Below are 25,045 nucleotides of genomic sequence, written 5' to 3' on the forward strand. Positions count from 1 at the left end.
CGCGGTCGCGCCGATCAGCTTCACGCCGCGCGCATGCGCCTGGTGATACGGCTTCGCGCCCTTGAAACCCGGCAGGAACGAATGATGGATGTTGATCGCGCGGTTCGCGAGCTTCGCGCTCGTTTCCTGCGACAGCACCTGCATGTAGCGGGCGAGGATCACGAGCTCGGCGCCGCTCGTCTCGAAGAAGTCGAGCCACTGCGCTTCCTGCTGCGCCTTCGTGTCGGGCGTGATCGGGAAGTGGCGGAACGGCAGCCCGTGCTGCGCGGCGAGCGGTTCGAAGTCCGGATGGTTCGACACGATGCCGACGATGTCCATCTTCAGCTCGCCCATCCGCCAGCGGAACAGCAGATCCGCGAGGCAGTGTTCGAGCTTCGACACCATGATCAGTACCTTCGGACGCGCGTTTACGTCGTGGATGGCCCATTGCAGCTCGCTGCCGAGGCCGGCCGCTATCGGCGCGAATTCCTGGCGCAGCGCGTCGATCTGCAGCGTCTCATCCGTCGGATGAAACACGCAGCGCACGAAGAAACGATTGCTGAGATCGTCGTCGAACACGTTCAGCGCGTCGACGTAGCAGCGATGGCGGTCGAGAAAACCGACGACGGCAGCGACCTGGCCGGCTGCGCTCGCGCACGACAGCGTCAGGACGAATTGTTCGGGACGGTGGACGTCGCTCATGGGGCTCCTCTGGTCTCGGTAGGCGATTCGCGACTGCAAATCGCGATGCGGTAGTAAATCAGGCCAGATTGCGAGCGGATAGAACCGACGCGCCGTGTGACTGGTATCGGCGCGCCAGCGGGCGGGCGGCCCGGAAATCGGGGAAGGGGAGCGGCGCAGGGTTTACACGCCCGCCCCCGCCCCCGCACACGCATCGAGCAGCCACCGCCGGAACACATGCGTCGCGTCCGGCTCCGGCCGCTGCGGCGGCCGTACCAGAAAATAACCGCGCGACGTGACGACCGGCGCGTCGACGAGCTTCACGAGCTGGCCGGCCGCGACGAGCTCGTCGACGAGCGGCGACCAGCCGAGCGCCACGCCTTCGCCGAGCAGCGCCGCATGAATCACGAGCGCGTAACTGTTGAACGTCACGCCGCGCGCCGCGGCCTGCGCGTCGAGGCCGTGCGCGTCGAACCAGCCGGCCCACGACAGCCAGCGCTCGGGGCGCGTCGGCTGCACGTGCAGCAGCGGCAGCGCAGCCAGATGCTCGGGCCGCGAGACGTGCGGATGCGCATCGCGGAACGCCGGCGAGCAGACGGGCGTGACCGACTCCGCAAACAGCCTTGCGGCCGTGCACGACGGCCAGTGGCCGTCGCCGAACAGGATCGCGATGTCGGCATGGTCGCGCTGCGCGTCGTAGTCCTGCGACGTGACCACGCGCACGTCGACGTCGGGCATCACGCGCTTGAGCCCCGCAAGGCGCGGCATCAGCCAGTACGTCGCGAAACCGAAGTCGGTGACGATCGTCAGCGTGCCGTGCTCGCGGCGCGCGCGCAGCGTGGCGGTGGCGCCGCGCAGGGTGTCGAGGCTGAGCCGGACGGCCTCGTACAGGCATTCGCCGTCGGCCGTCAGCGTGACGCCGCGCGGGCTGCGCTCGAAGAGCGGCACGCCGAGCTCGGCCTCGAGCTGAAACACCTGCTGGCTGACGGCCGGCTGTGTGGAGCCGAGCTCGCGCGCAGCGGCCGTGAAGCTCGCGAGCCGCGCGGCCGACTCGAACGCGCGCAACGCCTGCATCGACGGTAACGGTTCCGGTTTCGACATAAGTCCCTCTAATGGCCCCATAAGAGCCGGACGCCTTCCCGCGCGAATTCGGGCGGGAGATAGTGCATCCGACGGCGCGGCACCGCGCCGCGCAAGGCCTTCCGCGATTCTAGCCAGTCGCGGCCGCTGCGCGCGGCACTTTCTGCAGGCTGCGTCCGCGATGCCGGATGCGCCGCTGCCTGCGCGTCGATCCGTTCCATTCGAACAGCGATTTCCTCACGACCGCCGATGACGAACCCGACTCCCAACATCCTGATCCTGATGGCCGACCAGCTGACGCCGTTCGCGCTGCCGGCCTACGGCAACCGCGTCGCGCGCACGCCGACGCTCGACCGGCTCGCCGCGCAAGGCGTGGTGTTCGACGCCGCCTACTGCGCAAGCCCGCTCTGCGCGCCGTCGCGCTTCTCGCTGCTGACCGGCAAGCTGCCGTCCGGGATCGGCGCCTACGATAACGCCGCCGAATTGCCGGCGCAAACGCTGACGTTCGCGCACTACCTGCGCGCGGCCGGCTATCGGACGATGCTGTCCGGCAAGATGCACTTCTGCGGCCCCGACCAGCTGCACGGTTTCGAGGAGCGGCTGACCACCGACATCTACCCGGCCGACTTCGGCTGGGTGCCCGACTGGGACCGCCCGACGGAGCGGCCGAGCTGGTATCACAACATGAGCTCGGTGCTCGATGCTGGCCCGTGCGTGCGCACGAACCAGCTGGACTTCGACGACGAAGTGACGTTCGCCGCGAAGCAGAAGCTGTACGACGTCGCGCGCGAGCGCGCAGCGGGCCGCGACGAACGGCCGTTCTGCATGGTCATGTCGCTGACGCACCCGCACGACCCGTATGCGATCACGCGCGAATATTGGGATCTGTACAGCGACGACGAGATCGACATGCCGGCCGTGCGGCTCGGCGCATCGGACAGCGATCCGCATTCGCAGCGGCTGCGCTTCGTCTGCGAGAACGACCGCACGCCGCCGAGCGAGGCGCAGATCCGCGCGGCGCGACGCGCCTACTACGGCGCGACGTCGTACGTCGACGCGCAGTTCGGCAGTGTGCTCGCGGCGCTCGAGCAGTGCGGGTTCGCCGACGACACGATCGTGATCGTCACGTCCGATCACGGCGACATGCTCGGCGAGCGCGGGCTCTGGTACAAGATGACGTTCTTCGAAGGCGGCTGTCGCGTGCCGCTGATCGTCCATGCGCCGCACCGCTTCGACGCGGCGCGCGTGCGCGGTCCCGTGTCGCATCTCGATCTGCTGCCGACGCTCGTCGAACTCGCGAACGCGACGCCGGAAGGCGGCTGGCCCGACGCGGTGGACGGCGCCAGTCTCGTCCCGCATCTGCGCGGCACGGCCGCACACGATGTCGCGCTCGGCGAATATCTGGCTGAAGGCGCGATCGCGCCGATCGTGATGATTCGGCGCGGCGACTGGAAGTACGTGCATTGCCCGGCCGATCCGGAGCAGCTGTACAACCTGTCCGACGATCCGCGCGAACTGACGAATCTCGCGGGCGCGCCGGAGGCGGCCGACGTGCTCGCTGCCTTCCGCGCGGAAGCGGCACGGCGCTGGAACCTGGCGGAACTCGACCGGCAGGTGCGCGCGAGCCAGCGTCGCCGCCGCTTTCATTACGCGGCGACGACGCAAGGCCGGATCCAGCCGTGGGACTGGCAGCCTTTCACCGATGCGAGCCAGCGCTATATGCGCAATCACATCGAACTCGACACGCTCGAAGCGATGGCGCGCTTTCCGCGCGTCGGGCACTGAACGTATCGCATCGCGATCACTGACAAACGACGGAGGAAGCGGACGATGAAACGGCAACGGCAATGCAATGCAGCAATCCGGATCGGTGCGGCGCTCGCCGCGGCCGCGTGCATGACGGCCGCGCACGCGGCCGAACCGCAGACGTGCCGCGACGTGCGGATGGCGGCGCCCGGCTGGACCGACATCGACGCGACGAACGCGATGGCGGGCGTCGTGCTGAAGGCGCTCGGCTATCGGCAGGACGTGGCGAACCTGTCGGTGCCGATCACGTATCAGGGGCTGAAGAAAGGGCAGGTCGACGTATTCCTCGGCAACTGGATGCCGGCGCAGGCGCCGCTCGTGAAGCCGTTCGTCGACGAGAAATCGATCGACGTGCTGCACGCGAATCTGAGCGGCGCGAAGTTCACGCTCGCGGTGCCCGACTACGTCGCGGCGGCCGGTGTTCATACGTTCGCCGATCTCGCACGCTACGCGGATCGCTTCGGCGACAAGATCTACGGGATCGAGCCCGGCGCGCCGGCGAACCAGAACATCAAGCGGATGCTGTCCGACCATGCGCTCGGCCCGGCGAACTGGTCGCTCGTCGAGTCGAGCGAGACCGGGATGCTCACGCAGGTCGAGCGCGCGGTGCGCGACAAGCGCTGGATCGTGTTCCTCGCGTGGGAGCCGCACCTGATGAACACGAAGTTCAAGCTGACATACCTCTCCGGCGGCGACGCATATTTCGGCCCGAACTACGGCGGCGCGACGGTCAACACGGTGACCCGCGCCGGCTTCGCCGATCAGTGCACGAACCTCGCGCGCCTGTTCCGGCAAATGACGTTCTCGGTCGATGTCGAGAACCGGATGATCGCCGACATGCTGGAAAAGAAGACGTCGCCTGCGCTCGCCGCACAACACGCGCTGAAGGCCGACCCGTCGCTCGTCGCCGGCTGGCTGGACGGCGTGACGACGGCTACCGGCGCACCGGGCCTGCCGGCCGTGCGCGCGGCGCTGGACGGCCATTGATCGGCTGCGCGGCCGGCCGGTTGCACCGTGCCGCGCGGCATCCGTGTTTTCCCGAGCGGTCGCAACGAGACCATTTGGTGTCGCGTTCAGACGGGTCGCAGGAAATATGGGTTTGTATTTTTCGGCCATGGCTGCGCTATTGCGGAAAACGAAATACCGAAGCCATCCGATTTACCGAATTACATATCAACCCTGAGCCGGCGTATCGCGGCGCGCGCCGGACCAGCGGTTATTTCCATCGAACGGGTCAGGGAGGGTGGTCGACAATGAAGCAATCGAAAGTTGCCGTGGCAGTCGCGCTCGCATGCGCGGCGTGTGTTCCCGCGATCGGTCATGCACAAAGCAGCGTGACGCTGTACGGGATCATCGACGCAGGCGTCACGTACGTGAACAACACCGGCGGCTCGCACGTGTTCAAGTTCGACGACGGCGTCGCATATGGAAACCGCTTCGGCCTGAAGGGCACCGAGGATCTGGGCGGCGGCCTGAAGGCCGTGTTCGCGCTCGAAAGCGGCTTCCGTCTCGGCAACGGGCAGCTCGGCTTCGGCGGCGCCGAATTCGGCCGCCAGGCCTACGTCGGCCTGCAGAACAACTGGGGTACGCTGTCGTTCGGCAATCAGCTCGACATCACCAACGAGCTCGTGTCGATCTACAACATCTCCGCGTGGGGCAGCGGCTACGCGATCCACCAGGGCGACTTCGACCGCTTCAACGGCGATCGCCTGCCCAACTCCGTCAAGTTCCTGTCGAGCGACCTGAGCGGCTTCAAGTTCGGCGCGATGTACTCGTTCGGCAACGTCGCCGGCAACTTCCACCGCAACAGCGCATGGAGCGCGGGCGCCAGCTTCACGAAGGGCGACTTCTCGATCGGCGCGGCCTACACGCGCCTGAACAACCCGAACGGCATCTATGCGTTCGATCCGTACGCGATGATCGGCACGCACACGTTCCTCGGCCAGCAGACGGTGACCGTCGATCCGGCGACCGGCCAGCGGACCGACCTGTTCGCGAACACGGCGATGAACGTCGACAGCCAGGGCACGTTCGGCGTCGGCGCAAGCTATACGATCGGCAAGCTGACGCTCGATGCGAACTACTCGTACACGACGATCAAGGGCTTCGGCCAGTCGTCGCACATGCAGGTGTACGAAGGCGGTGGCCTGTATCAGTTCACGCCGGCACTGAGCTTCATCGCCGGCTATCAGCACACGCGCTTCGAAGGCCACCACTGGAACCAGGGCACGGCCGGCCTGCATTACCTGCTGTCGAAGCGCACCGACGTGTACATCTCGGGCGACTACCTGCGTGCATCGCAGGGTGTCGATGCGGTGATCGGCTACAGCTTCACGCCGTCCACGACGCAGACGCAGGCCGACGTGCGCATCGGGATGCGGCATTCGTTCTGACCGGCGCACCGGCTCGTTCGACGTCTTCAGCGAGGTCTCTCTTTCGCGCGAACTGCGGTTCGCGCTTTTTTTATGTGCGCGGCACGGCGCGCACGGCGGGCCGGCTGCGCGCGCGCATTTGTCATATCATCGCGGCTTGGCCGCGATCGGGCCGTCCGGCCAAGCGGTCGGCGGCACGCCGTGCCGCCCAGCCGAGATATCGATGACCGCTCCGTTGCCCGACGCCCGCACCGCTTCCGAACTGCCCGCCAATCTGTTTCGTCACGCCCCGTTCCGGCGGTTCTGGGGCACGCGCGTGATGTCGTCGCTGGCTTTCCAGATCCTGTCGGTCGCGATCGGCTGGTACGTGTACGCGCTCACGCACAGCGCGTTCGCGCTCGGCCTCGTCGGCCTCGCGCAGTTCGTGCCGATGTTCGCGCTGACGCTCGTCGTCGGGCAGGTCGCCGACCGCTTCGACCGGCGGCGCATCGCGACGATCTGCCAAAGCGTGGAGGCGCTTGCCGCGGGCGTGTTTCTGCTCGGCGCCGCGCAAGGGTGGCTCGCCGCGCCGGGCGTCTATGCGCTCGCGGCGATCGTCGGCACCGCGCGCGCATTCGAGTCGCCGTCGGTATCGTCGCTGCTGCCGGCCGTCGTGCCGCGCGCCGAGCTGCCGCGTGCGACTGCGTTGTCGACCTCCGCGAATCAGGCCGCACAGATTCTCGGGCCGGCATTCGGCGGGCTGTTGTACGGGCTCGGTGCGCCGGTCGCGTTCGGCACGAGCGTCGCCGCGTTCGCGATCGCCGCGCTGCTGAGCGGCACGATTCCGCTGCGCAGCGCGCCGCCCGCGCGCGAGCCCGTGACGCTGCGCTCGGTGTTTTCCGGCATCGCGTTCATCCGGCGCGAGCCGGCGATACTCGGCGCGTTGTCGCTCGATCTGTTCGCGGTGCTGTTCGGCGGTGCGACCGCGCTGTTGCCGATCTATGCGCGCGACATCCTCCAGGTCGGGCCGTGGGGGCTCGGCGCATTGCGCGCGGCGCCCGCGGTCGGCGCGCTCGCGGGCACGCTCTGGCTCACGCGTTTTCCGCTGAAGGCACGGCCGGGCCGTGCAATGTTCGGCGGCGTGATCGCGTTCGGCATCGCGACGATCGTGTTCGGCCTGTCGCGGCATGTCGTGCTGTCGCTCGTCGCGCTCGCGGCACTCGGCGCGTCCGACGTCATCAGCGTGGTCGTGCGGCTGTCGCTCGTGCAGCTGCGCACGCCCGACGACATGCTCGGCCGCGTCAGCGCCGTCAATGCGCTGTTCATCGGCACGTCGAACCAGCTTGGCGAATTCGAATCGGGCGTTACGGCTGCGTGGTGGGGCGCGCCCGCGGCGATCGTCGTCGGCGGCGCGGCCACGATCGCGGTCGCGCTCGCGTGGATGCGGCTCTTTCCGACGCTGCGCAACATGACGTCGCTCGAACGCGATCGGTAATGCGCGCGAGTAACGGGTGCGGCGACGGCCGCGGACATATTGCGTGCGGTTTATTTCAAATTGCCTTCTTGTTTCTGTCGAATCAACAACATTTTCAGCCCGTGCAATCTTCCGACCGATAAAAAACGCATGCAGCTGAATGCGGAATGTCGATTCGGCAGAAAGTTGTCGGAAGCTTTCGGGTGCGCGGGTGGAATTCAAAACGGCATATGCGTCAAAGCCTTGCTGGTCAAGGCTGACGCGATCATTTCGTCGGATGAATCGATGCGCGATCATTGCAAAAACATTATTTAAATTACGCTTCCCTTTCTGTAATTTTCCGAAACAACTCGCTTTCGTCTGATGATGCGGTTATCAATTGAAACAAAAAGAAATACATGGAATGATACCGATTCTCATTTGCATGACCGCCGCGGCGCTGCCGCCGGTCACCTGTCCACCGTAGCCAGCCAGCCTCGTCGGCGCTGATTCCGAGCGTCCGCGGCCGGCAAGCCAACGCATCGTGCCTCGTGCGCGCGTATCGCCGCGCGTCCACGCGGCCGGTTCATCCACACTGAATTACCATGCCGAACAGGACCCCGTTCGCGAGCGCGCTCGCGTTGGCCTTTGCCTTGCCTATTGCTTCGCCCGCCGTCGCACAGAGTGCGCGTGTCGACGCTTCGCCCGCTGCGGCCTCGCCCGGCGATACGGCGCCGGCCGCTTCCAGCGCCGTGCGCGACGCGCTACCGACGATCAGCGTATCCGGGCAAGCCGTGCAGCAGGACTTCCAGGCCGAGCGCTCGACGGTCGGCGCGAAGACGCCGACCGCACTGCGCGACATTCCGCAGTCGGTCACGGTGATCAACAAGGCGCTGATCGAGTCGCAGGGGCTCACGTCGTTCCAGGATGCGTTGCGCAATGCGCCGGGCATCACGATCGGCGGCGCGGAAGGCGGGCAGATCGGCAACAACATCAACCTGCGCGGCTTCACCGCGCAGAACGACATCTATCTCGACGGCTTTCGCGATCGCAACCAGTACTACCGCGACACCTTCGATCTCGATGCGGTCGAGGTGCTGTACGGACCGTCCTCGATGCTGTTCGGGCGCGGCTCGACGGGCGGCGTGATCAACCAGGTATCGAAGAAGGCGAACCTGAAGCCGTCGGCGGAAGTGTCGACGACGATCGGTACTGACGACCGCTATCGCACGAGCGTCGATCTGAACCGGCCGCTCGGCGCGACCTCGGCGCTGCGCATCAACGCGTTCGGCCAGTCGCTCGGCTCGACGCGCGACGTGATGAAAAACAAGGACTACGGGATCGCGCCGGAACTGCGCTTCGGCATCGGCACGCCGACCGAGATCACGCTGTCCGCGCTGATCCAGCACAACTACGACATGCCCGATTACGGCGTGCTCGCCGTGAACGGCCATCCGGCGCCCGTATCGAAGCACACGTTCTACGGATTGACCGACGACCGCACGATCCAGGACGTGCAGACGGTGTCCGCGCGGATCGATCATCGCGTGAACGACGCGCTGACGATCAGCAACCGCACGTCGTTCTCGCATTCGATGACGGACGCGCGCGAGACGGCCGCGAACGCGGTGCTGACGGGGCCGCTGTCGTCGAGCACCGCGCTGACGAACGGCAACTACACGTCGCTGCCGATGTCGGCGCTGTACGTGCGGCTCGCGAGACACGATCGCGTGATCGAAAACCATTCGATCGACAACGATACGATGGCGCATTTCAAGTTCGACACGGGCTTCGTCAAGCACGACCTGATCGCGGGCATCGAAGTCGGCCACGACAGCTATACGAACCAGGCATACACGCGCAGCGGGCTACCGATCCTGTCGCTGATCGATCCCGCATATCTGTCGTCGAGCGCGGCGAACGCGCGGCAGACGCCGGCCAACCACGCGGAATCGGGCGCGACGACGCTCGCCGCGTATCTGAACGACACGGTATCGATCGGCCGCGACTGGAAACTCGTCGGCGGGCTGCGCTGGGATCGCTTCCGCGCGCATCTCGCGAACACGATCAGCGCGCCCGGCTACGCGTCGCAGACGAACAACTTCACGAGCGTGCGTGCCGGCGTGATCTATCAGCCGACCGAATCGCAGTCGTACTACTTCTCGTACGGCACGTCGTTCAACCCGTCGCTCGAGACGCTGACGGTCACGAACAACACGCAGAACCTGTCGCCCGAACACACGAAGTCGTACGAGGTCGGCGGCAAGTGGGATCTGCTGAACGACAACCTGTCGGTCACGTCGGCGCTGTTCCAGCAGGAGAAGAGCAATGCACGCACGCAGACGTCGACGGGCGAATACCTGCTCGAAGGCGATATTCGCGTGCGCGGCTTCCAGGCGAGCGTGACGGGCCATATCACGCCGAAGTGGCAGGTGTTCGGCAGTTACACGTACATGAACGGCACGATCCTCAGTGCGCGCGACGGCACGCAGGGCAAAACGCTCGCGAATACGCCGCGCAACACGTTGACGTTGTGGACCACGTACGCGTTCACGCCGCACTGGGAAATCGGCGGCGGCCCGACCTACATGTCGGGGCGCTATGCGGCCAACACGAACTACGTGCAGGTGGGCGGCTACACGCGCTGGGATGCGACGGCCGCGTATCACGCGAAGCGGTGGGATCTGCGGCTCAACGTGCTGAACCTGACCGACAAGTTCTATTACGATGCGCTGATCCAGTCGGACGGCGGGCGCGCGGTGCCGGGCATCGGGCGCACGTTCCTCGCGACGCTCGACTACCGGTTCTGAGCGGCGGTGCGGCCGGCGTGCCAATCGACGAAACAGGTGAAACGATGCTTGTACACATTCCGAACGTGCTGACGCCGGAACAGGTCCGCATGATCCGCGGCCGGCTCGACCAGGCGGGCGACGCGTGGGTCGACGGCCGCGCGACGGCCGGCTATACGGGCGCGCCGGTCAAGCGCAACCAGCAGATCGCCGAGCATTCGCCGATCGCGCGCGAGCTTGGCGACGTGATCCTGGCGGCGATCGAGCGCCATCCGCTCTTCATCAGCGCGGCGCTGCCGAATCAGGTCTATCCGCCGCTGTTCAACCGTTACGAAGGCGGGATGACGTTCGGCAGCCACGTCGACGGCGCGGTGCGCGTGCTGCCGAACGGCGTGAAGCTGCGCACCGACGTGTCGGTCACGCTGTTCCTGTCCGCGCCCGACGAATACGACGGCGGCGAACTCGTGATCGAGGATGCGTACGGCGTGCAGCAGGTGAAGCTCCCGGCCGGCGACATGATCGTCTATCCGGCGACGAGCCTGCATCAGGTCACGCCGGTCACGCGCGGCGTGCGCGTCGCGAGCTTCTTTTGGGTGCAGAGCCTCGTGCGCAGCGATGCGCAGCGCGCGCTGCTGTTCGACATGGATACGGCGATCCAGCGGCTCAATGCCGGTGGCGCCGATCCGCAGGCATGCCGCAGCCTCGTCGGCTGCTACCACAACCTTTTGCGAATCTGGAGCGAGATGTGAGCGTGATCGATTCTGTCGAAATTGCAGCGACGCCCGTGTCGCGGACGGCGCCCGGCGCGCGGACCGGCAGCGCGCGCTCGCGTCGCGGCACATTCCTCCAATGGCTGCGCAAGATACACGGCTGGGTCGGGCTCTGGGGCGCGGCGCTCGGGCTGCTGTTCGGCACGACCGGCTTCCTGCTGAATCATCGTGCGCCGCCGCTGCGCATCCAGACCGGCGCGCCGCGCGTCGACACGCTGCGGCTCGCGGTGCCCGTCCCGGCGCCCGCGTCGCCGCGCGAACTTGCGAGGTGGTTGCGTACGCAACCGGATCTGCATCTGCCGGCGCGCATGGGCCGCGTGCAGCAGGAACCCGCGCATCCGGTCGCATGGGGCGATCGCGAGACCGTGCAGCCCGAGCACTGGCAGCTCGTGTTCGCGTCGCCGCGCGAGAACGTCGCGGTCGACTACTGGGTCGGCAGCGACGCGATCACGCTCAAGCGTACCGGCAACGGCACGCTTGCGTGGCTGACGAACCTGCACAAGGGCGTCGGCATGAGCATCGGCTGGGTGCTGCTCGTCGATACGCTGGCCGGCGCGCTGATCCTGCTGTCGCTGACCGGCGTGCTGCTGTGGACGGGGCTCAACAAGCGCAAGACGGTCGGTGCGCTGCTCGTGGTCGGCTCGATCGTCGCGATCGTGTGCACGGCGAGCGTCTGAAGCGCCCGGCGCGTATTGCTTCGAGCCGGCGCTAGCGACCCGCGTCGGGCGCGACCTGCACGGCCGTGCCGTAGCAGATGACTTCGGTGACGCCCGAGCCGATCTCGGTCGAGTCGTAGCGCATCGCGACGACGGCGTTCGCGCCCAGCCGGCGTGCGTCGTCGAGCATCTTGTCGAACGCGTGCTGGCGCGCTTCTTCGCATAGCGACGTATAGAGCGTGATGTTGCCGCCGAACAGCGTCTGAAGCGACGCGCCGAACGTGCCGACGATCGAGCGCGAGCGCACGACGATGCCTTGCGCGACGCCGAGCGCGCGTACCGTCGTATGGCCGGGCAGGTCGAATGCGGTCGTGACGCGATCGGGCGACAGCGCGTCGGGAGAGCGGGAAGCGTCGGTCATCGGGAAAGCCGTCCATCGGTTGCGGGTCGAACGGCGATTGTAGCCGGGCCGCCATGCGTGCCGGCGCCGATGCCGGAACGCCGGGCGAGCGCCGGCCGCTTCAGCGCGTCGCGCACCGGTCGTTGCGCGGGCTCGTCCCGAACCGCGCGCGATACGCGCGCGAGAAATGCGACGGCGATTCGAATCCGCACGCGACGCACACCGACGTGATGCTCATGTCCGTCTGCTGCAGCAGTTCGCGTGCGCGGTCGAGCCGCAGGTTCTGATAGAAGCGCGTCGGCGTGTCGTTCAGCGTCGCGCTGAACAGCCGTTCGAGCTGGCGGCGCGTGATCGACACTTCCTGCGCGAGCGCGTCGGAGCCGAGCGGGTTCTCCATATGCCGCTGCATCGTGCCGATCACCTGGATCAGCTTGCGGTTGTGCACGCCGTAGCGCGCGGCGATCTCGAGCCGCTGGCTGTCCGAGCGCTGCCGGATCCGGCTGACGACGAATTGTTCGGAGATCACGGCCGCGAGTTCGGCGCCGTGCCGGCGGCCGATCAGGTCGAGCATCATGTCGATCGACGCGGTGCCGCCCGCGCACGTGATGCGGCGCGCGTCGATTTCGAACAGCTCCTGCGTCGCCTTCAGCCGCGGATAGCGCTCGCGGAACGCGGCAAGCGCTTCCCAGTGCACGGTCAGCGGCTGCGACGCGTCGAACAGCCCGGCTTCCGCGAGCACGAAGCTGCCCGTATCGATGCCGCCGAGCGTCGCACCGTGGCGATGCTGCCGGCGCAACCAGTCGCCGAGCGCGCGCGTGTAGCAGGCGAGCGGTTCGAAGCCGGCCACGACGAAGACCGTATCGACGCGCTCGACGTCCGCGCAAGCGGCTTCGGCAGCGACCGGGATGCCGTTGCTCGCGCGCACGGGCCCGCCGTCGATGCTCAGCACGTGCCAACGGTAAAGCTCGGTGCGAAACCGGTTCGCGACGCGCAGCGGCTCGACCGCGGACATGAAGCCGAGCGCGGAAAAGCCGGGCAGCAGCAGGAAGTGGAAATCCTCGGGCATCGGAGCGTAGGAAGAAGTCGACGAAAGGTCGCGTGCGGGGCGCGGCCGCGACGGCAGAACGGCCTGCCGCAGATTATCGCGGGTTTCGGGCCGGCTCAGTGCGATTTTGCACCGCGCGCCGAGCGGCGCTGCGTCGTCGACGGCAATTCGCCGAACTGCGCCTTGTAGGCGTTCGCGAAATGCCCGAGATGAATGAAGCCCCAGTGCGCGGCGGCATCGGCGATCGACAGATCGGACTGCCGCGTATCGAGCAGCATCCGGCGCACCTGCGCGAGGCGCAGCGAGCGGACGTAGTTGAGCGGACTCGTCTGCACGACCGACTGAAAGCTGTTCTGCATCGTGCGGCGGCTCACGCGCAACTGCGCGCACAGGCTCAGGATGTCGACCGGCGCTTCGGGATGCGCGATCACGTAGTCGTGCACGCGCCGCACGATGTCGGCGCGGCACGCCTGCGTGAGGCCGCTGGACGCGTCGGGCATCCAGTACGTGAGCAGATCGACGAGCACGTTGCCCACTTCGCCGCGCAACTCGCACTGCATGCGCGCGTCGCGCAGCGCGTCCGGCGCGGCGAGCGCGCGCTCGAGCAGCGTCGCGAGCTGCACGCCCGCGCGCATGCGCGCGGCCATCGGCAGATCGATCACGCCGCGCCGCAGCGTGCGTTCGTCGATGCGCAACTCGGCGGCCTCCTCGATCTGCGCCATCAGCGCCGCATCGACGAGCACGCCGATCAGCGACATGTCGTCGGGTGAATGCAATTCGAAAGGGGCGCCGCCTCGCGCCAGCACGATGGTGCCGCGTTCGATGCGCGCGCCGCCGAACGCGAATGCGCCGGCGCCGGCGAGCGGCATGCCGAACACGGTGTGACCGGCAGGCAGCCAGCCGCGCTGCGTGATGCGGACGTTCGCGGTTTCCTGAAACAGCTCGAGGCCCTCGAGCGCCAGATGCTTGACCGCGCTGCGATACGCGCCCGGCCCGATCTGGTCGTAGCGCTGATTCCAGCCGCGCAGCGCCTCCGCATGTCGGTCTGCGTCGTCGAACGTCTGGTGAAACACCAACACAGCGCCTCCCGGTAGCGTGCAAACGGCGCAAGATTAAACCGGCCGACCGACCGGCGCAATAAGGCCGAGGGTTATTCCGGGCGCGGCGTGCCGAGGGTCGGAGCGTGCGCGCGACGCGCGGCTTTCAGGCGGTTTTCCAATATCCCGAATCGGCACGCACGCGTTGCCGGTCCGGGTGCTGACGCGATTTATTGTCGAACTACAGTCGCCCCACATCACACGATTTTCCGACTGGAGGCGACATGAGGACAACGCGACGAGCCGCGGCGCTCGCAGCGACGCTGGCGCTCGCTGCGACATCGGCCGGCGGCGCGCACGCAGCAGAGAAACCGGAGGAACTGATCGTGCAGAAGATGCCGCCATGGCATCCGCACGAGATCTACATCGTCGACATCTCGATGCCGTCGATGACCGACGGACGCATCTACGTCTACGACGCCGATGCGAAAAAGTTGCTCGGCCAGATCGACGCGGGCTTCGCGCCCGGCCTGGCGATTTCGCCCGATCACAAGACCAGCTACGTCGCGACGACTTACTTCTCGCGCGGCTCGCACGGCGCGCGCACGGACGTCGTCGAGCTGACCGACAACACGACGCTCGATCATGCCGGCGAGATCGCGATTCCGGCAAAGCATGCGCAGCACGTGCCGTCGCCGTACAACACTGCGTTCAGCGCGGACGGCAAGCGGCTGTACGTCGCGAACATCACGCCCGCTGCATCGGTGACGGTGATCGACGCGGTCTCGAAGAAGGTGCTCTCCGAAATCGACACGGCCGCCTGCGTGCTCGCGTATCCGAGCGCGAACGATCGCTTTACTTCGCTCTGCGAAAGCGGCAAGGCGTTGACGGTCATGCTCGACGCGAACGGCCACGAAGTGAAGCGCACGATGTCGGATGCGTTCATCGACGTCGATCGCGACCCCGCATTCGTGAATGCGTCGCCGTATCGCGGCGGCTATCTGTTCACGACGTTCGGCGGCAACGTGCGGCGTGCGGACTTCAGCGGCGATCAGCCGTCGTTCGGCCGGCCGTGGTCGCTGCTGAGCGATGCGGAGCGCGCGCAAGGATGGCGTCCGGGCGGCATGCAGCAGACCGCGGTGCACGCGAAGCTCGACCGCTACTACGTGCTGATGCACCAGGGCGACGCGCACTCGCACAAGGATCCCGGCACGCAGGTGTGGGCGTACGACCTGAAGACGAAGCAGCGCATCGCGCGCTGGGATCTCGCGCAGCAGAAGGTCGAGCCGCTCGTGTCGATCCAGGTGAGCGACGACGATGCGCCGCTGCTTTACGGGCTGACGGCGACGTCCGATCTCGTCGTGATCGACGCGCGCAGCGGCAAGCTGCAGCACGTCGAGAAGCAGATCGGCAACACGTCGACGCTGCTCGTCAACCCGTGAGGCCGCGATGAAGATCGATCCCGTACTCGCCACCAGCGCGCAGGCCGGCGCAGCCGCCGTCGTGCTGCTCGGCGCGGTTGCGAAGCTGCGCGCGCCGGTTGCGTTCCGTGACGCGGTGGCCGGCTACCGGCTGTTGCCCGACGCACTCGTCGCGCCGGCCGCGCTCGCGATCCCGCTTGCCGAAGCGCTCGGCGCCGCCGCGCTGCTGTTCCGCGATACGCGTACGGCCGCCGCGATCGGCCTGATCGCGCTGCTGATCGCGTTCGCTGCCGCGCTCGCCGCCAACATCCTGCGCGGCCGCACCGACATCGACTGCGGCTGCACCGGGCTTGCCGGCGTCCGCGCCGTGCCGGGCGCCAACGCGTCGGGCGCCGCCGCGCCGCGCCGCATCGGCTGGCTGCATGTCGCGCGTGTGCTGCTGATCGTCGCGCTGATCGCGACGGCATTGCTCGCACCGGACACACGCGCCGTCGTGTGGTTCGACTATCTGACGCTGTTCTTTTCCGTACCGCTGATCGTCTGCGCGCTGCTCATCGTCGACGTGCTGCTCGCCAACGTACCGCGCCTGACCGCTATGAGGAATTCATGATGCAAACCGCTCTCGCCGTTTCCACCGCCCTGTTGTGGGTTGCCGTCGTCGCGCTCGGCGCGATCTGTCTCGCGCTCGTCCGTCAGATCGGCATCTTGTACGAACGGATCATGCCGGCCGGCGCACTGATGATCGACAAGGGGCCGGCCGTCGGTGCAATCGCGCCGACGTTCGAGCTGACCGACATTCGCGGCACGCGCGTGAAGGTCGGCGGCATCGACACGGCAGGCCGCTCGACGCTGCTGTTCTTCCTGTCGCCGACTTGCCCGGTGTGCAAGAAGCTGCTGCCGCTGCTGCCGTCGCTGCAGGCGAGCGAAACGACGCCGGTCGACATCGTGCTCGCCAGCGACGGCGATCGCGACGAGCATGCGCGCTTCGCGCAGAAGCACGACCTCGCACGCTTCCCGTACGTGCTGTCGCAGGAGCTCGGCCTCGCCTATCAGATCGGCAAGCTGCCCTACGCGGTGCTGCTCGACGAAACGGGCACGGTGCGCGCAAAGGGGCTCGTCAATACGCGCGAGCATCTGGAGAGCCTGTTCGAAGCGAAGGAGCGCGGCGTCGCATCGCTGCAGCAGTTCGTGCACGGCGATCGCGATCGTCACGGCCACGAAGCGCACGCGCAGCACGCGTGAGCGACCGGACCTTTTTCAACGTCACGGGAGAACAACGAGATGGGGCTGTTTGATTCATGGTTCGAGCGCTCCGCGCGCGGCGTCGCGCAGCACAGCTCGCGGCGCAGCGCGATGGCGAAGCTCGGCAAGGTGCTCGTCGGATCCGCGATGCTGCCGCTGTTGCCCGTCGATCGCACCGCGTATGCGGTCGATGCGGCGTCCGGCGCGTCGAGTGCCGGCGGCGCGGCCGCCTCGGGCGCGAGCGACGATCCGACGAGCTGCGACTACTGGAAATACTGCGCGATCGACGGGTGGCTCTGCAGCTGCTGCGGCGGTACGTCGAGCAGCTGCCCGCCCGGCACGACGCCGTCGCCGATCACGTGGATCGGCACCTGCCGCAATCCGCACGACGGGTCGGACTACATCGTGTCGTACAACGACTGCTGCGGGAAAACCTCGTGCGGCAAGTGCTTCTGCAATCGCAACGAGCGCGAGAAGCCGCTGTACAAGCTGTCGCTGAACAACGACATCAACTGGTGCATGGCGAACGGCAACTCGAACTATCACTGTTCGGTTTCGGTCCTGCTGGGAGCGGCAAAGCAATGAAGGCGATCGATGCAAGTAAGTGGGGGGCCGCATGCGTGGCGGCGTCCGTCGCATTCGCGTGGCCCGGTGCGGCCGGCGCGCAGCAGGCCGTGCACTACCCGGCGGGCAAGAGCCTGTTCGATGCGCAATGCGCGGTGTGTCATCAGGCGGGCGGCAAGGGGCAGGACGGCCTCGCGCCGCCGCTGACCGACTATCCGGGCAAGTACGCGACGGTCGAACAGGGTCGCGCGCAGCTCGTCGCGACGCTGCTGCACGGCATGTTCGGCGAGATCGCGGTGCGCGACAAACACTACAACTTCAAGATGCCGTCGTTTGCGAGTGCGAGCGATGACGATATCGCGCACGTGCTGAACTACATCGTGTTCGATCTCGGCGTGCAGCACGGCGATGCGAAGCCGTTCACCGCGGCCGAGATTCGCGCGGGGCGCGCGAAGGAGATGGACGGCGCGGCCGTGCACGCCCAGCGCGCGGCGGTGACGAAGGGGCTGGGGCTGTGACTGCCGCGCGTGCACGGGGCCGCCGCGGCGCAGCGCGTCGCGTCGGCACGCGCGTCGCGGCACGGTGGCTGTCTGCCGCCGCCGCGTGTGCGATGGCGGCGCACGCATGGGCCGGCGACGTTGCCGATGCCGCGCGCGCGCGGCAGCACTGGGTACTCAACTGCATGGGCTGCCATACGGCGACGGGCGGCGGCATTCCCGGCAAGGTGCCGCCGCTCGCGAATTCGCTCGGCTATTTCACGCATGTGCCGGCCGGACGCGAGTACGTGATGCGCGTGCCCGGCGCATCGAATTCGACGCTGTCCGATCAGGAACTGGCCGACGTATTGAACTGGGTGCTGACGACGATGAATCGCGATGCGCTGCCGCGCGACTTCAAGCCCTATACGGCCGACGAAGTCGCCGCGCATCGCCGTCCCGCCTTGTCCGACGTCGCGACCGTACGCGCACGGCTCGTTCGCGCGTTGCACGAGCGCGGCATCGACGGCGTCGCCGACCGCTACTGAACCACTCACGGCTGTGACCGATTCCAGGAGAACCAGGATGGAGACGAACGACAACTTTGCGCTGCTCGACGCCACGCGCGCCTTCCTCGCGAAGCCGAAGCGCATGCTGATCGGCGGCGAGTGGAGCGACGCCGCGTCGGGCCGCACGATCGAGGTCGTCAATCCGGCCGACGGCAGCACGCTCGCGCGCGTGCCCGAAGCGGACGAGCGCGACGTGCAGCGCGCGGTCGCGGCCGCGCGCCGCGCCTTCGATACGGGCCCGTGGCGTGCCGCGAAGACGACCGACCGCGAGCGTTTGCTGTTGACGCTGGCCGACCTCATCGACGCGAACGCGCGCGAACTCGCCGAGATCGAATCGCTCGACAACGGCAAATCGGTGAGCGTCGCGCAAGGGCTCGACGTCGCGATGGCCGCGCAGTGCTTTCGCTACATGGCCGGCTGGGCAACCAAGATCGAGGGGAGCGTGATCGACGCCGGCATGCCGTATCTGCCGGGCAGCGAGACGTTCACTTATACGCGCAAGGAGCCGGTCGGTGTGGTCGGCGCGATCATTCCGTGGAATTTTCCGTTGCTGATGGCCGCATGGAAGCTTGCGCCCGCGCTCGCGACCGGCTGCACGGTCGTGCTGAAGCCGGCCGAAGATACGCCGCTGACCGCATTGCGGCTCGGCGAACTGATCGGCGACGCCGGCTTTCCGGACGGCGTCGTCAACATCGTGGCCGGCTACGGGCATACGGCGGGCGCGGCGCTGTCGCGCGATCCGCGTATCGACAAGATCGCGTTCACCGGTTCGACGCAGACCGGCAAGGCGATCGGCCACGCGGCGCTCGACAACATGACGCGCATGTCGCTCGAGCTGGGCGGCAAGTCGCCGGTCATCGTGCTGCCCGACGTCGACGTCGACAAGGCGGCCGAAGGCATCGCGAATGCGATCTTCTTCAACCAGGGGCAGGTTTGCACGGCCGGCTCGCGCGCCTACGTCCATACGAAGGTATTCGACCGCGTGATGGAGCGCGTCGCGCAGATTGCCGCCGGTCTGAAGATCGGGCCCGGCATGGATCCGGCGACGCAGATCGGGCCGCTCGTGTCGGCAAAGCAGCGTGCGCGCGTGTGCGACTACATCGCGTCCGGCTTCGAGGAAGGCGCACGCGCGATCGCAGGCGGACGCGCGCGCGACGGCGCGGGTTTCTTCGTCGAGCCGACCGTGCTCGTCGACACGACGCATGCGATGCGCGTCGTGCGCGAGGAGATCTTCGGGCCGGTGCTCGTCGCGATGCCGTTCGACGACATCGATACGGCCGTGCGGCTCGCGAACGATACGCCGTACGGGCTCGGCGCGAGCATCTGGTCGAACGATCTGTCGGCCGTGCACAAGCTCGTGCCGCGCATCGCGGCGGGCACCGTGTGGGTGAACTGCCATTCGCTGCTCGACAACGCGATGCCGTTCGGCGGGATGAAGCAGTCGGGCTTCGGCCGCGAACTCGGGCGCGCGGTGATCGACCAGTACACGGAAACGAAGTCGGTGATGATGAACTACGCGTGAGCGTTGCGGCACGCGCGCGCGTGCCCGCTCGCTTCAGCAGTGCGCCGCGCGACGGCAGGCCGATGCATGCGCAGTCCGTCGCGCGCGACACGAACGCGATCGATCAGGGGGATGACGATGAACAGTCTGACGACGCCGCGCCGGATCGTGGCGGCGGTGGCGGCGCTCGCCGTCGCGCAAGGCGTGCAGGCATCGAGCAGCGTCACGCTGTATGGCGACGTCGATGCCGGCATCACGTACACGAACGATCAGCAGACGACGAGCGCCGACGGCAGCGTGCGCGGCGGCCGCGCCGTGCAGCTCGGCGGCGGCAATCTCGCGCCGTCGCGCCTCGGCTTGACGGGCAGCGAGGACATCGGCGGCGGCACGGCCGTGACGTTCAAGCTCGAGAACAGCTTCTGGACCGGCAGCGGCAGCCCGCTGCAGGCCGGTACGCTGTTCAACCAGAACGCGTGGGTCGGCTTGACGAACGAACGCTACGGCACGCTCACCGTCGGCCGCCAGTTCGACTCGTACACGACGACGCTCGCGCCGTACGCATCGAGTATTCCGTGGGCGACGCTGTACGGCTCGCATATCGGCGACGTCGACAACCTGAACGCGGCGCTCAACCTGAACAGCGCGATTCAGTACGCGAGCCCGACCTTCGCGGGTTTCTCGTTCAGCGGCACGTTCTCGTTCGGCGGCGTGGCCGGCGACTTCTCGCGGCGGCGCGGCTGGGCCTTGGCGGCGAGCTACAACCGCGCGCCGTTCTCGTTCGGCGTGGGCGTGCTCGATCTGAACCGGCCGCTCGACGCGGCACTCGGTGGCGCGAGCGGCTATATCGGCGATTTCGCGTGCTCGAATCCGGCCGCGATGTATTGCACGCTGCAGAACGCGCGATCGTTGACGGCGATCGGCGCGGGCGGTGCGTACACGATCGGGCCGCTGACGCTCGGCCTCGTCTACACGCATACGACGCTCGACGACAGCCGGTACTTTGCCGATGCCGCGCATTCGCACGGCGCCGACGCACGCTTCGACATCGTCGAGGTGAATGCGGCGTTCGCGGTGTCGCCGGCGCTGACACTCGGTGCCGCATACATCTACAACGCGATGAAGACTGACGCGAGCGGCTCGCCGACCTTCCATCAGGTCAATCTCGGCGCGACCTACAACCTCTCGAAGCGCACGGCGCTTTATGCGGTCGGTTTCTTCCAGCAGGCCGCGGGGCACGGCATCGGTCGCGATCCGGCGACGGGCGCGCCGGCCAACTATGCGCAGATTCCGAACCTGCCGAATGCGAACGGCAACCGGCAACTGGCGTTGACGATGGGCGTGCGGCACAACTTCTGAGCAGTCGCGCCGCACACCGCACGCCGCGCTCGCGGCATGCCGGCGGCGGTCCCCGACCGTCTTCGCCCTGCCGTTTCGCGCACCGCGCAGGCACGCGGCGCCGCAACCCGACACGGACCGCCCGCCGCAAATCGCCCGACGCCGCATCCAAACAAACCCGCATCCGCGGAAACCACGCGCAAACCGCCGTGCGGCAAGCATCGGGCGCAACATAGTGGTTTCCACTCATAGTCGCAGCCAGTCAAGAATAGGTCGCCGCCGGGCTTCTCGCCGCCAATATGGCTCGTTACTTTTGAGTCCACGATGCAGGCCGGGACGCAATCCTGCGCACCCGCGGCCCATCGGTTGAACCGGGAGAGACCATGAAGTCGACGAAGATCGCCGCGCTGGCCGCGGTCATGCTGACGACAGGCGCATTCATGCAGGCGGCGCACGCCGATGCGGATGCCGCCTCCTGCCGCAACGTCCGCTTTGCCGATATCGGCTGGACCGATATCACGTCCACGACGGCGCTCGCGTCGACCGTCTTCGAAGCGCTCGGCTACAAGCCGACGACGACGATCTCTTCCGTGCCGATCTCGTTCGCAGGCCTGAAGAGCAAGCAGCTCGACGTGTCGCTCGGCTACTGGTGGCCCGTGCAGCAGAAGCAGCTGCAGCCGTTCCTCGACAGCAAGTCGATCAACGTCATCGAACCGCCGAACCTATCCGGCGCGAAGGCGACGCTCGCGGTGCCGAGCTACGAATATCAGGCGGGCCTCAAGACGTTCGACGACATCGCGAAGCACCGCGCGGAACTCGACGGCAAGATCTACGGGATCGAACCGGGCAGCAGCGCGAACGCGACGATCCAGAAGATGATCGACACGAACCAGTACGGGCTCGGCGGGTTCAAGCTCGTCGAGTCGAGCGAGGCGGGCATGCTCGTGACGGTCGAACGTGCGATCCGCGAGAAGAAGTGGGTCGTGTTCCTCGGCTGGGAACCGCACCCGATGAACATCCAGATCAGCATGAACTATCTGTCCGGCGGCGACGCGGCGTTCGGGCCGAACTACGGCGAAGCGCGCGTCTACACGCTGACCGCGCCCGACTTCCTGACGCGCTGCCCGAACGCCGGCAAGCTCGTGACGAACCTGCGCTTCACGACGCAGCTCGAGAACCAGCTGATGCAGGCCGTGATGAACAAGACGAAGCCTGCCGACGCCGCGAAGGCGTATCTGAAGAAGAATCCGCAGGTGCTCGATCCGTGGCTCGCGGGCGTGAAGACGTTCGACGGCAAGGACGGCCTGCCCGCGGTGAAGGCGTATCTCGGCCTGTGACGGCCGGCGCGCGCGCCGCGCGCAACGATTTCCGCGCAATGCGACACAACCCGTTTCAAGCGAGGCATACAGCATGAACCATGAAGTCATCGTCACCTGCGCGGTCACCGGCGCAGGCGACACGGTCGGCAAACACCCGGCGATTCCGGTCACGCCGAAGGAGATCGCGGCCGCCGCGATCGAGGCCGCGAAGGCCGGCGCGACGGTCGCGCACTGCCACGTGCGCGATCCGCAAACGGGCCGCGGCAGCCGCGACCCGAACCTGTATCGCGAAGTGGTCGACCGGATCCGCTCGGCCGACGTCGACGTGATCATCAACCTGACGGCCGGCATGGGCGGCGATCTCGAGATCGGTCCCGGCGAGGATCCGATGCGCTTCGGCAAGGGCACCGATCTGGTCGGCGGGCTCACGCGGCTCGTGCACGTCGAGGAGCTGCTGCCCGAGATCTGCACGCTCGACTGCGGCACGCTCAATTTCGGCGACGGCGACTACATCTACGTGTCGACGCCCGCGCAGCTGCGCGCCGGCGCGAAACGGATCCAGGAACTCGGCGTGAAGCCGGAACTGGAAATCTTCGACACGGGCCATCTCTGGTTCGCGAAGCAGCTGCTGAAGGAAGGGCTGCTCGACGATCCGCCGCTGTTCCAGCTGTGTCTCGGCATTCCGTGGGGCGCGCCGGCCGACACCGGCACGATGAAGGCGATGGTCGACAACCTGCCGCCGGGTGCGCATTGGGCCGGCTTCGGCATCGGCCGCATGCAGATGCCGATGGTCGCGCAGGCGATGCTGCTCGGCGGGCACGTGCGCGTCGGCCTCGAAGACAACCTGTGGCTCGACCGCGGCGTCCACGCGAGCAACGGCACGCTCGTCGAGCGCGCACGCGAAATCGTCGAGCGGCTCGGCGGACGCGTGCTGACGCCGGCCGAAGGCCGCCGCAAGCTCGGGCTGCCGCCGCGCGGCGAACGTCCGCTCGAGCGCCGCGCGATCGCCGAATTTGCATGAGCGCGCTGAACGACCGATATGACATGGCGGCGCGCACGATGCGCGCGCGCCGTCCGATTTCTCTCGAATTGAAGGATGCGTTGACATGGCAGTGATAACCGACATCAAGACGTTCGCCGCCATCGGCACCGGCGTGATCGGCAGCGGATGGATCGCCCGCGCGCTCGCGCACGGTCTCGACGTGGTGGTATGGGATCCGGCGCCGGGCGCGGAAGCGCGGCTGCGGGCGAACGTCGCGAACGCGTGGCCCGCGCTCGAACGCGTCGGTCTTGCAGCGGGCGCCGATCCCGCGCGGCTGCGTTTCGAGTCGACGATCGAAGCTTGCGTCGCCGACGCCGACTTCATCCAGGAAAGCGCGCCCGAGCGCGAAGCGCTGAAGCTCGAACTGCACGAGCAGATCAGCCGCGCGGCGAAGCCCGACGCGATCATCGCATCGTCGACGTCGGGACTGCTGCCGACCGATTTCTATGCGCGCGCGACGCATCCGGAGCGCTGCGTGGTCGGCCATCCGTTCAATCCCGTGTATCTGCTGCCGCTCGTCGAAGTGCTCGGCGGCGCGCGCACGTCGCCCGAAGCGGTCGAGGCCGCGATGGCGATCTATCGGAAGCTCGGCATGCGGCCGCTGCACGTGCGCAAGGAAGTGCCGGGCTTCATCGCGGACCGGCTGCTCGAAGCGCTGTGGCGCGAGGCGCTGCATCTCGTCAACGAAGGCGTCGCGACGACCGGCGAAATCGACGACGCGATCCGCTTCGGTGCAGGCATCCGCTGGTCGTTCATGGGGACGTTCCTGACCTACACGCTGGCCGGCGGCGACGCGGGCATGCGACACTTCATGCAGCAGTTCGGCCCCGCGCTCGAACTGCCGTGGACGAAGCTCGTCGCGCCGACGCTGACCGACGAACTGATCGATCGCGTCGTCGACGGCACGAGCGAGCAGCAGGGCAAGCGCAGCATCAAGGAACTCGAACGCTATCGCGACGAGTGCATTACCGAGGTGCTGAAGGCGATCGCCGCGGTGAAGGCGCGGCATGGGATGCGATTCGAGGACTGAACGAACATGACCGGCGATACCCCGCTGACGCTCTACCGCGACGTCGTGCGGCCCGAGTGGGTCGACTACAACGGCCATTTGCGCGACGCGTTCTATCTGCTGATCTTCAGCTTCGCGACCGATGCGCTGCTGGACCGCATCGGTCTCGACGACGCCGCGCGTCGCGAGCGCGGCCGCTCGATCTATACGCTCGAAGCGCACGTCAACTATCTGCAGGAGATCAAGGAAGGCACGCGCGTGCGCGTCGATGCGCGCGTGCTCGCGCACGACGCGAAGCGGCTGCACCTGTATCTCGAGCTGTTCGCGGACGGGCACGACGGCGCGGTGTCGGCGAGCGAGCAGATGCTGCTGCACGTCGATACGCGCGGCGGCGCGAAATCGGCGCCGTTCGACGACGACGTCGCCGCGCGTGTGGCCGAGCTTCACGCGTTGCAGCGCGATTGCGCGGCGCCCGCGTATGCGGGCCGCGTGATCGCGCTGCCGCCGCGCCGCTAGCGTA

24 protein-coding genes are annotated in these 25,045 nt (G+C 67.3%); 19 read left to right on the forward strand and 5 right to left on the reverse strand.

Translation table 11 applies throughout. The features are described 5' to 3' along the window. Window positions 1–681: formyltetrahydrofolate deformylase (locus tag HMPREF3115_RS02910; RefSeq protein WP_256275980.1), on the reverse strand; the 681-nt coding region annotated here is incomplete at its 3' end. 162 nt (window positions 682–843) lie between these two features. Further along, entirely contained in the window at window positions 844–1,761 is a 918-nt protein-coding gene (locus tag HMPREF3115_RS02915; protein WP_053298251.1) for a choline sulfate utilization transcriptional regulator, read from the reverse strand. Window positions 1,762–1,989: 228 nt separating this feature from the next. On the opposite strand from HMPREF3115_RS02915, the gene betC reads away from it, so the two are divergent. From betC to HMPREF3115_RS02955, 7 genes are all read left to right on the forward strand, one after another. Then, the gene (gene betC / locus HMPREF3115_RS02925) at window positions 1,990–3,525 is read left to right on the forward strand and encodes a choline-sulfatase (RefSeq protein WP_070553381.1); all 1,536 of its coding nucleotides are present in this window, start codon (window positions 1,990–1,992) and stop codon (window positions 3,523–3,525) included. 45 nt (window positions 3,526–3,570) lie between these two features. Further along, a complete protein-coding gene (choX, locus tag HMPREF3115_RS02930; protein WP_070553382.1) occupies window positions 3,571–4,533 on the forward strand; it encodes a choline ABC transporter substrate-binding protein in 963 nt (320 codons plus the stop codon). 266 nt (window positions 4,534–4,799) lie between these two features. After that, window positions 4,800–5,939 (forward strand): porin, encoded by a 1,140-nt coding sequence (locus HMPREF3115_RS02935; RefSeq protein ID WP_006396383.1) that lies wholly within the window; start codon window positions 4,800–4,802, stop codon window positions 5,937–5,939. A 202-nt stretch (window positions 5,940–6,141) separates the two neighbouring features. Continuing rightward, complete coding sequence (locus HMPREF3115_RS02940) at window positions 6,142–7,392, forward strand: MFS transporter (protein ID WP_070553406.1); 1,251 nt, start codon at window positions 6,142–6,144, stop codon at window positions 7,390–7,392. 563 nt (window positions 7,393–7,955) lie between these two features. Then, complete coding sequence (locus HMPREF3115_RS02945) at window positions 7,956–10,160, forward strand: TonB-dependent receptor (RefSeq protein ID WP_070553383.1); 2,205 nt, start codon at window positions 7,956–7,958, stop codon at window positions 10,158–10,160. Between the two features lie 44 nt (window positions 10,161–10,204). After that, on the forward strand, window positions 10,205–10,888 hold the full coding sequence (locus HMPREF3115_RS02950) for a Fe2+-dependent dioxygenase (protein WP_006406049.1): 684 nt from the start codon (window positions 10,205–10,207) through the stop codon (window positions 10,886–10,888). Next, window positions 10,885–11,586 carry a PepSY-associated TM helix domain-containing protein gene (locus HMPREF3115_RS02955; protein WP_070553384.1) on the forward strand — a complete coding sequence of 234 codons (702 nt, stop codon included), beginning with the start codon at window positions 10,885–10,887 and terminating at the stop codon, window positions 11,584–11,586. The genes HMPREF3115_RS02950 and HMPREF3115_RS02955 overlap by 4 nt, the downstream gene beginning before the upstream one ends. Before the next feature lie 31 nt (window positions 11,587–11,617). On the opposite strand, the gene HMPREF3115_RS02960 is transcribed toward HMPREF3115_RS02955, so the two are convergent. The 3 genes from HMPREF3115_RS02960 to HMPREF3115_RS02970 form a co-directional block, all read right to left on the reverse strand. Beyond that, on the reverse strand, window positions 11,618–11,986 hold the full coding sequence (locus HMPREF3115_RS02960) for a YbjQ family protein (protein WP_070553385.1): 369 nt from the start codon (window positions 11,984–11,986) through the stop codon (window positions 11,618–11,620). A 100-nt stretch (window positions 11,987–12,086) separates the two neighbouring features. Beyond that, window positions 12,087–13,031 (reverse strand): GlxA family transcriptional regulator, encoded by a 945-nt coding sequence (locus HMPREF3115_RS02965; protein ID WP_006406052.1) that lies wholly within the window; start codon window positions 13,029–13,031, stop codon window positions 12,087–12,089. A 95-nt stretch (window positions 13,032–13,126) separates the two neighbouring features. Further along, on the reverse strand, window positions 13,127–14,089 hold the full coding sequence (locus tag HMPREF3115_RS02970; RefSeq protein ID WP_070553386.1) for a helix-turn-helix domain-containing protein: 963 nt from the start codon (window positions 14,087–14,089) through the stop codon (window positions 13,127–13,129). 242 nt (window positions 14,090–14,331) lie between these two features. On the opposite strand from HMPREF3115_RS02970, the gene HMPREF3115_RS02975 reads away from it, so the two are divergent. From HMPREF3115_RS02975 to HMPREF3115_RS03030, 12 genes are all read left to right on the forward strand, one after another. Then, on the forward strand, window positions 14,332–15,489 hold the full coding sequence (locus HMPREF3115_RS02975; protein ID WP_070553387.1) for an amine dehydrogenase large subunit: 1,158 nt from the start codon (window positions 14,332–14,334) through the stop codon (window positions 15,487–15,489). 7 nt (window positions 15,490–15,496) lie between these two features. Then, complete coding sequence (locus HMPREF3115_RS02980; protein WP_070553388.1) at window positions 15,497–16,078, forward strand: MauE/DoxX family redox-associated membrane protein; 582 nt, start codon at window positions 15,497–15,499, stop codon at window positions 16,076–16,078. After that, the gene (gene mauD, locus HMPREF3115_RS02985; RefSeq protein ID WP_006406056.1) at window positions 16,075–16,710 is read left to right on the forward strand and encodes a methylamine dehydrogenase accessory protein MauD; all 636 of its coding nucleotides are present in this window, start codon (window positions 16,075–16,077) and stop codon (window positions 16,708–16,710) included. Before HMPREF3115_RS02980 ends, mauD begins: the two co-directional genes overlap by 4 nt. Before the next feature lie 39 nt (window positions 16,711–16,749). After that, window positions 16,750–17,295: a methylamine dehydrogenase light chain gene (locus HMPREF3115_RS02990; RefSeq protein ID WP_053298259.1), complete on the forward strand. Its 546-nt coding sequence runs from the start codon at window positions 16,750–16,752 to the stop codon at window positions 17,293–17,295. After that, window positions 17,292–17,792 (forward strand): c-type cytochrome, encoded by a 501-nt coding sequence (locus HMPREF3115_RS02995; protein WP_070553389.1) that lies wholly within the window; start codon window positions 17,292–17,294, stop codon window positions 17,790–17,792. Before HMPREF3115_RS02990 ends, HMPREF3115_RS02995 begins: the two co-directional genes overlap by 4 nt. A 92-nt stretch (window positions 17,793–17,884) precedes the next feature. Then, a complete protein-coding gene (locus HMPREF3115_RS03000) occupies window positions 17,885–18,298 on the forward strand; it encodes a c-type cytochrome (protein WP_069221467.1) in 414 nt (137 codons plus the stop codon). A 37-nt stretch (window positions 18,299–18,335) separates the two neighbouring features. Then, window positions 18,336–19,841 carry an aldehyde dehydrogenase family protein gene (locus HMPREF3115_RS03005; protein WP_070553390.1) on the forward strand — a complete coding sequence of 502 codons (1,506 nt, stop codon included), beginning with the start codon at window positions 18,336–18,338 and terminating at the stop codon, window positions 19,839–19,841. Between the two features lie 111 nt (window positions 19,842–19,952). After that, a complete protein-coding gene (locus HMPREF3115_RS03010) occupies window positions 19,953–21,176 on the forward strand; it encodes a porin (RefSeq protein WP_175835477.1) in 1,224 nt (407 codons plus the stop codon). Between the two features lie 362 nt (window positions 21,177–21,538). Continuing rightward, window positions 21,539–22,492 (forward strand): choline ABC transporter substrate-binding protein, encoded by a 954-nt coding sequence (locus HMPREF3115_RS03015; RefSeq protein ID WP_006406062.1) that lies wholly within the window; start codon window positions 21,539–21,541, stop codon window positions 22,490–22,492. A 73-nt stretch (window positions 22,493–22,565) separates the two neighbouring features. Continuing rightward, entirely contained in the window at window positions 22,566–23,495 is a 930-nt protein-coding gene (locus HMPREF3115_RS03020) for a 3-dehydrocarnitine:acetyl-CoA trimethylamine transferase CdhC (RefSeq protein ID WP_006396403.1), read from the forward strand. Between the two features lie 85 nt (window positions 23,496–23,580). Next, window positions 23,581–24,546, forward strand: a complete 966-nt coding sequence (locus tag HMPREF3115_RS03025) for an L-carnitine dehydrogenase (RefSeq protein WP_006406063.1) — start codon at window positions 23,581–23,583, stop codon at window positions 24,544–24,546. Window positions 24,547–24,552: 6 nt separating this feature from the next. Then, entirely contained in the window at window positions 24,553–25,041 is a 489-nt protein-coding gene (locus HMPREF3115_RS03030) for a thioesterase family protein (RefSeq protein ID WP_053298263.1), read from the forward strand. Window positions 25,042–25,045: the final 4 nt, after the last annotated feature.

Origin of the sequence: Burkholderia sp. HMSC10F09, assembly GCF_001806955.1 — a bacterium.
Classification (GTDB): Bacteria; Pseudomonadota; Gammaproteobacteria; order Burkholderiales; family Burkholderiaceae; genus Burkholderia; species Burkholderia multivorans.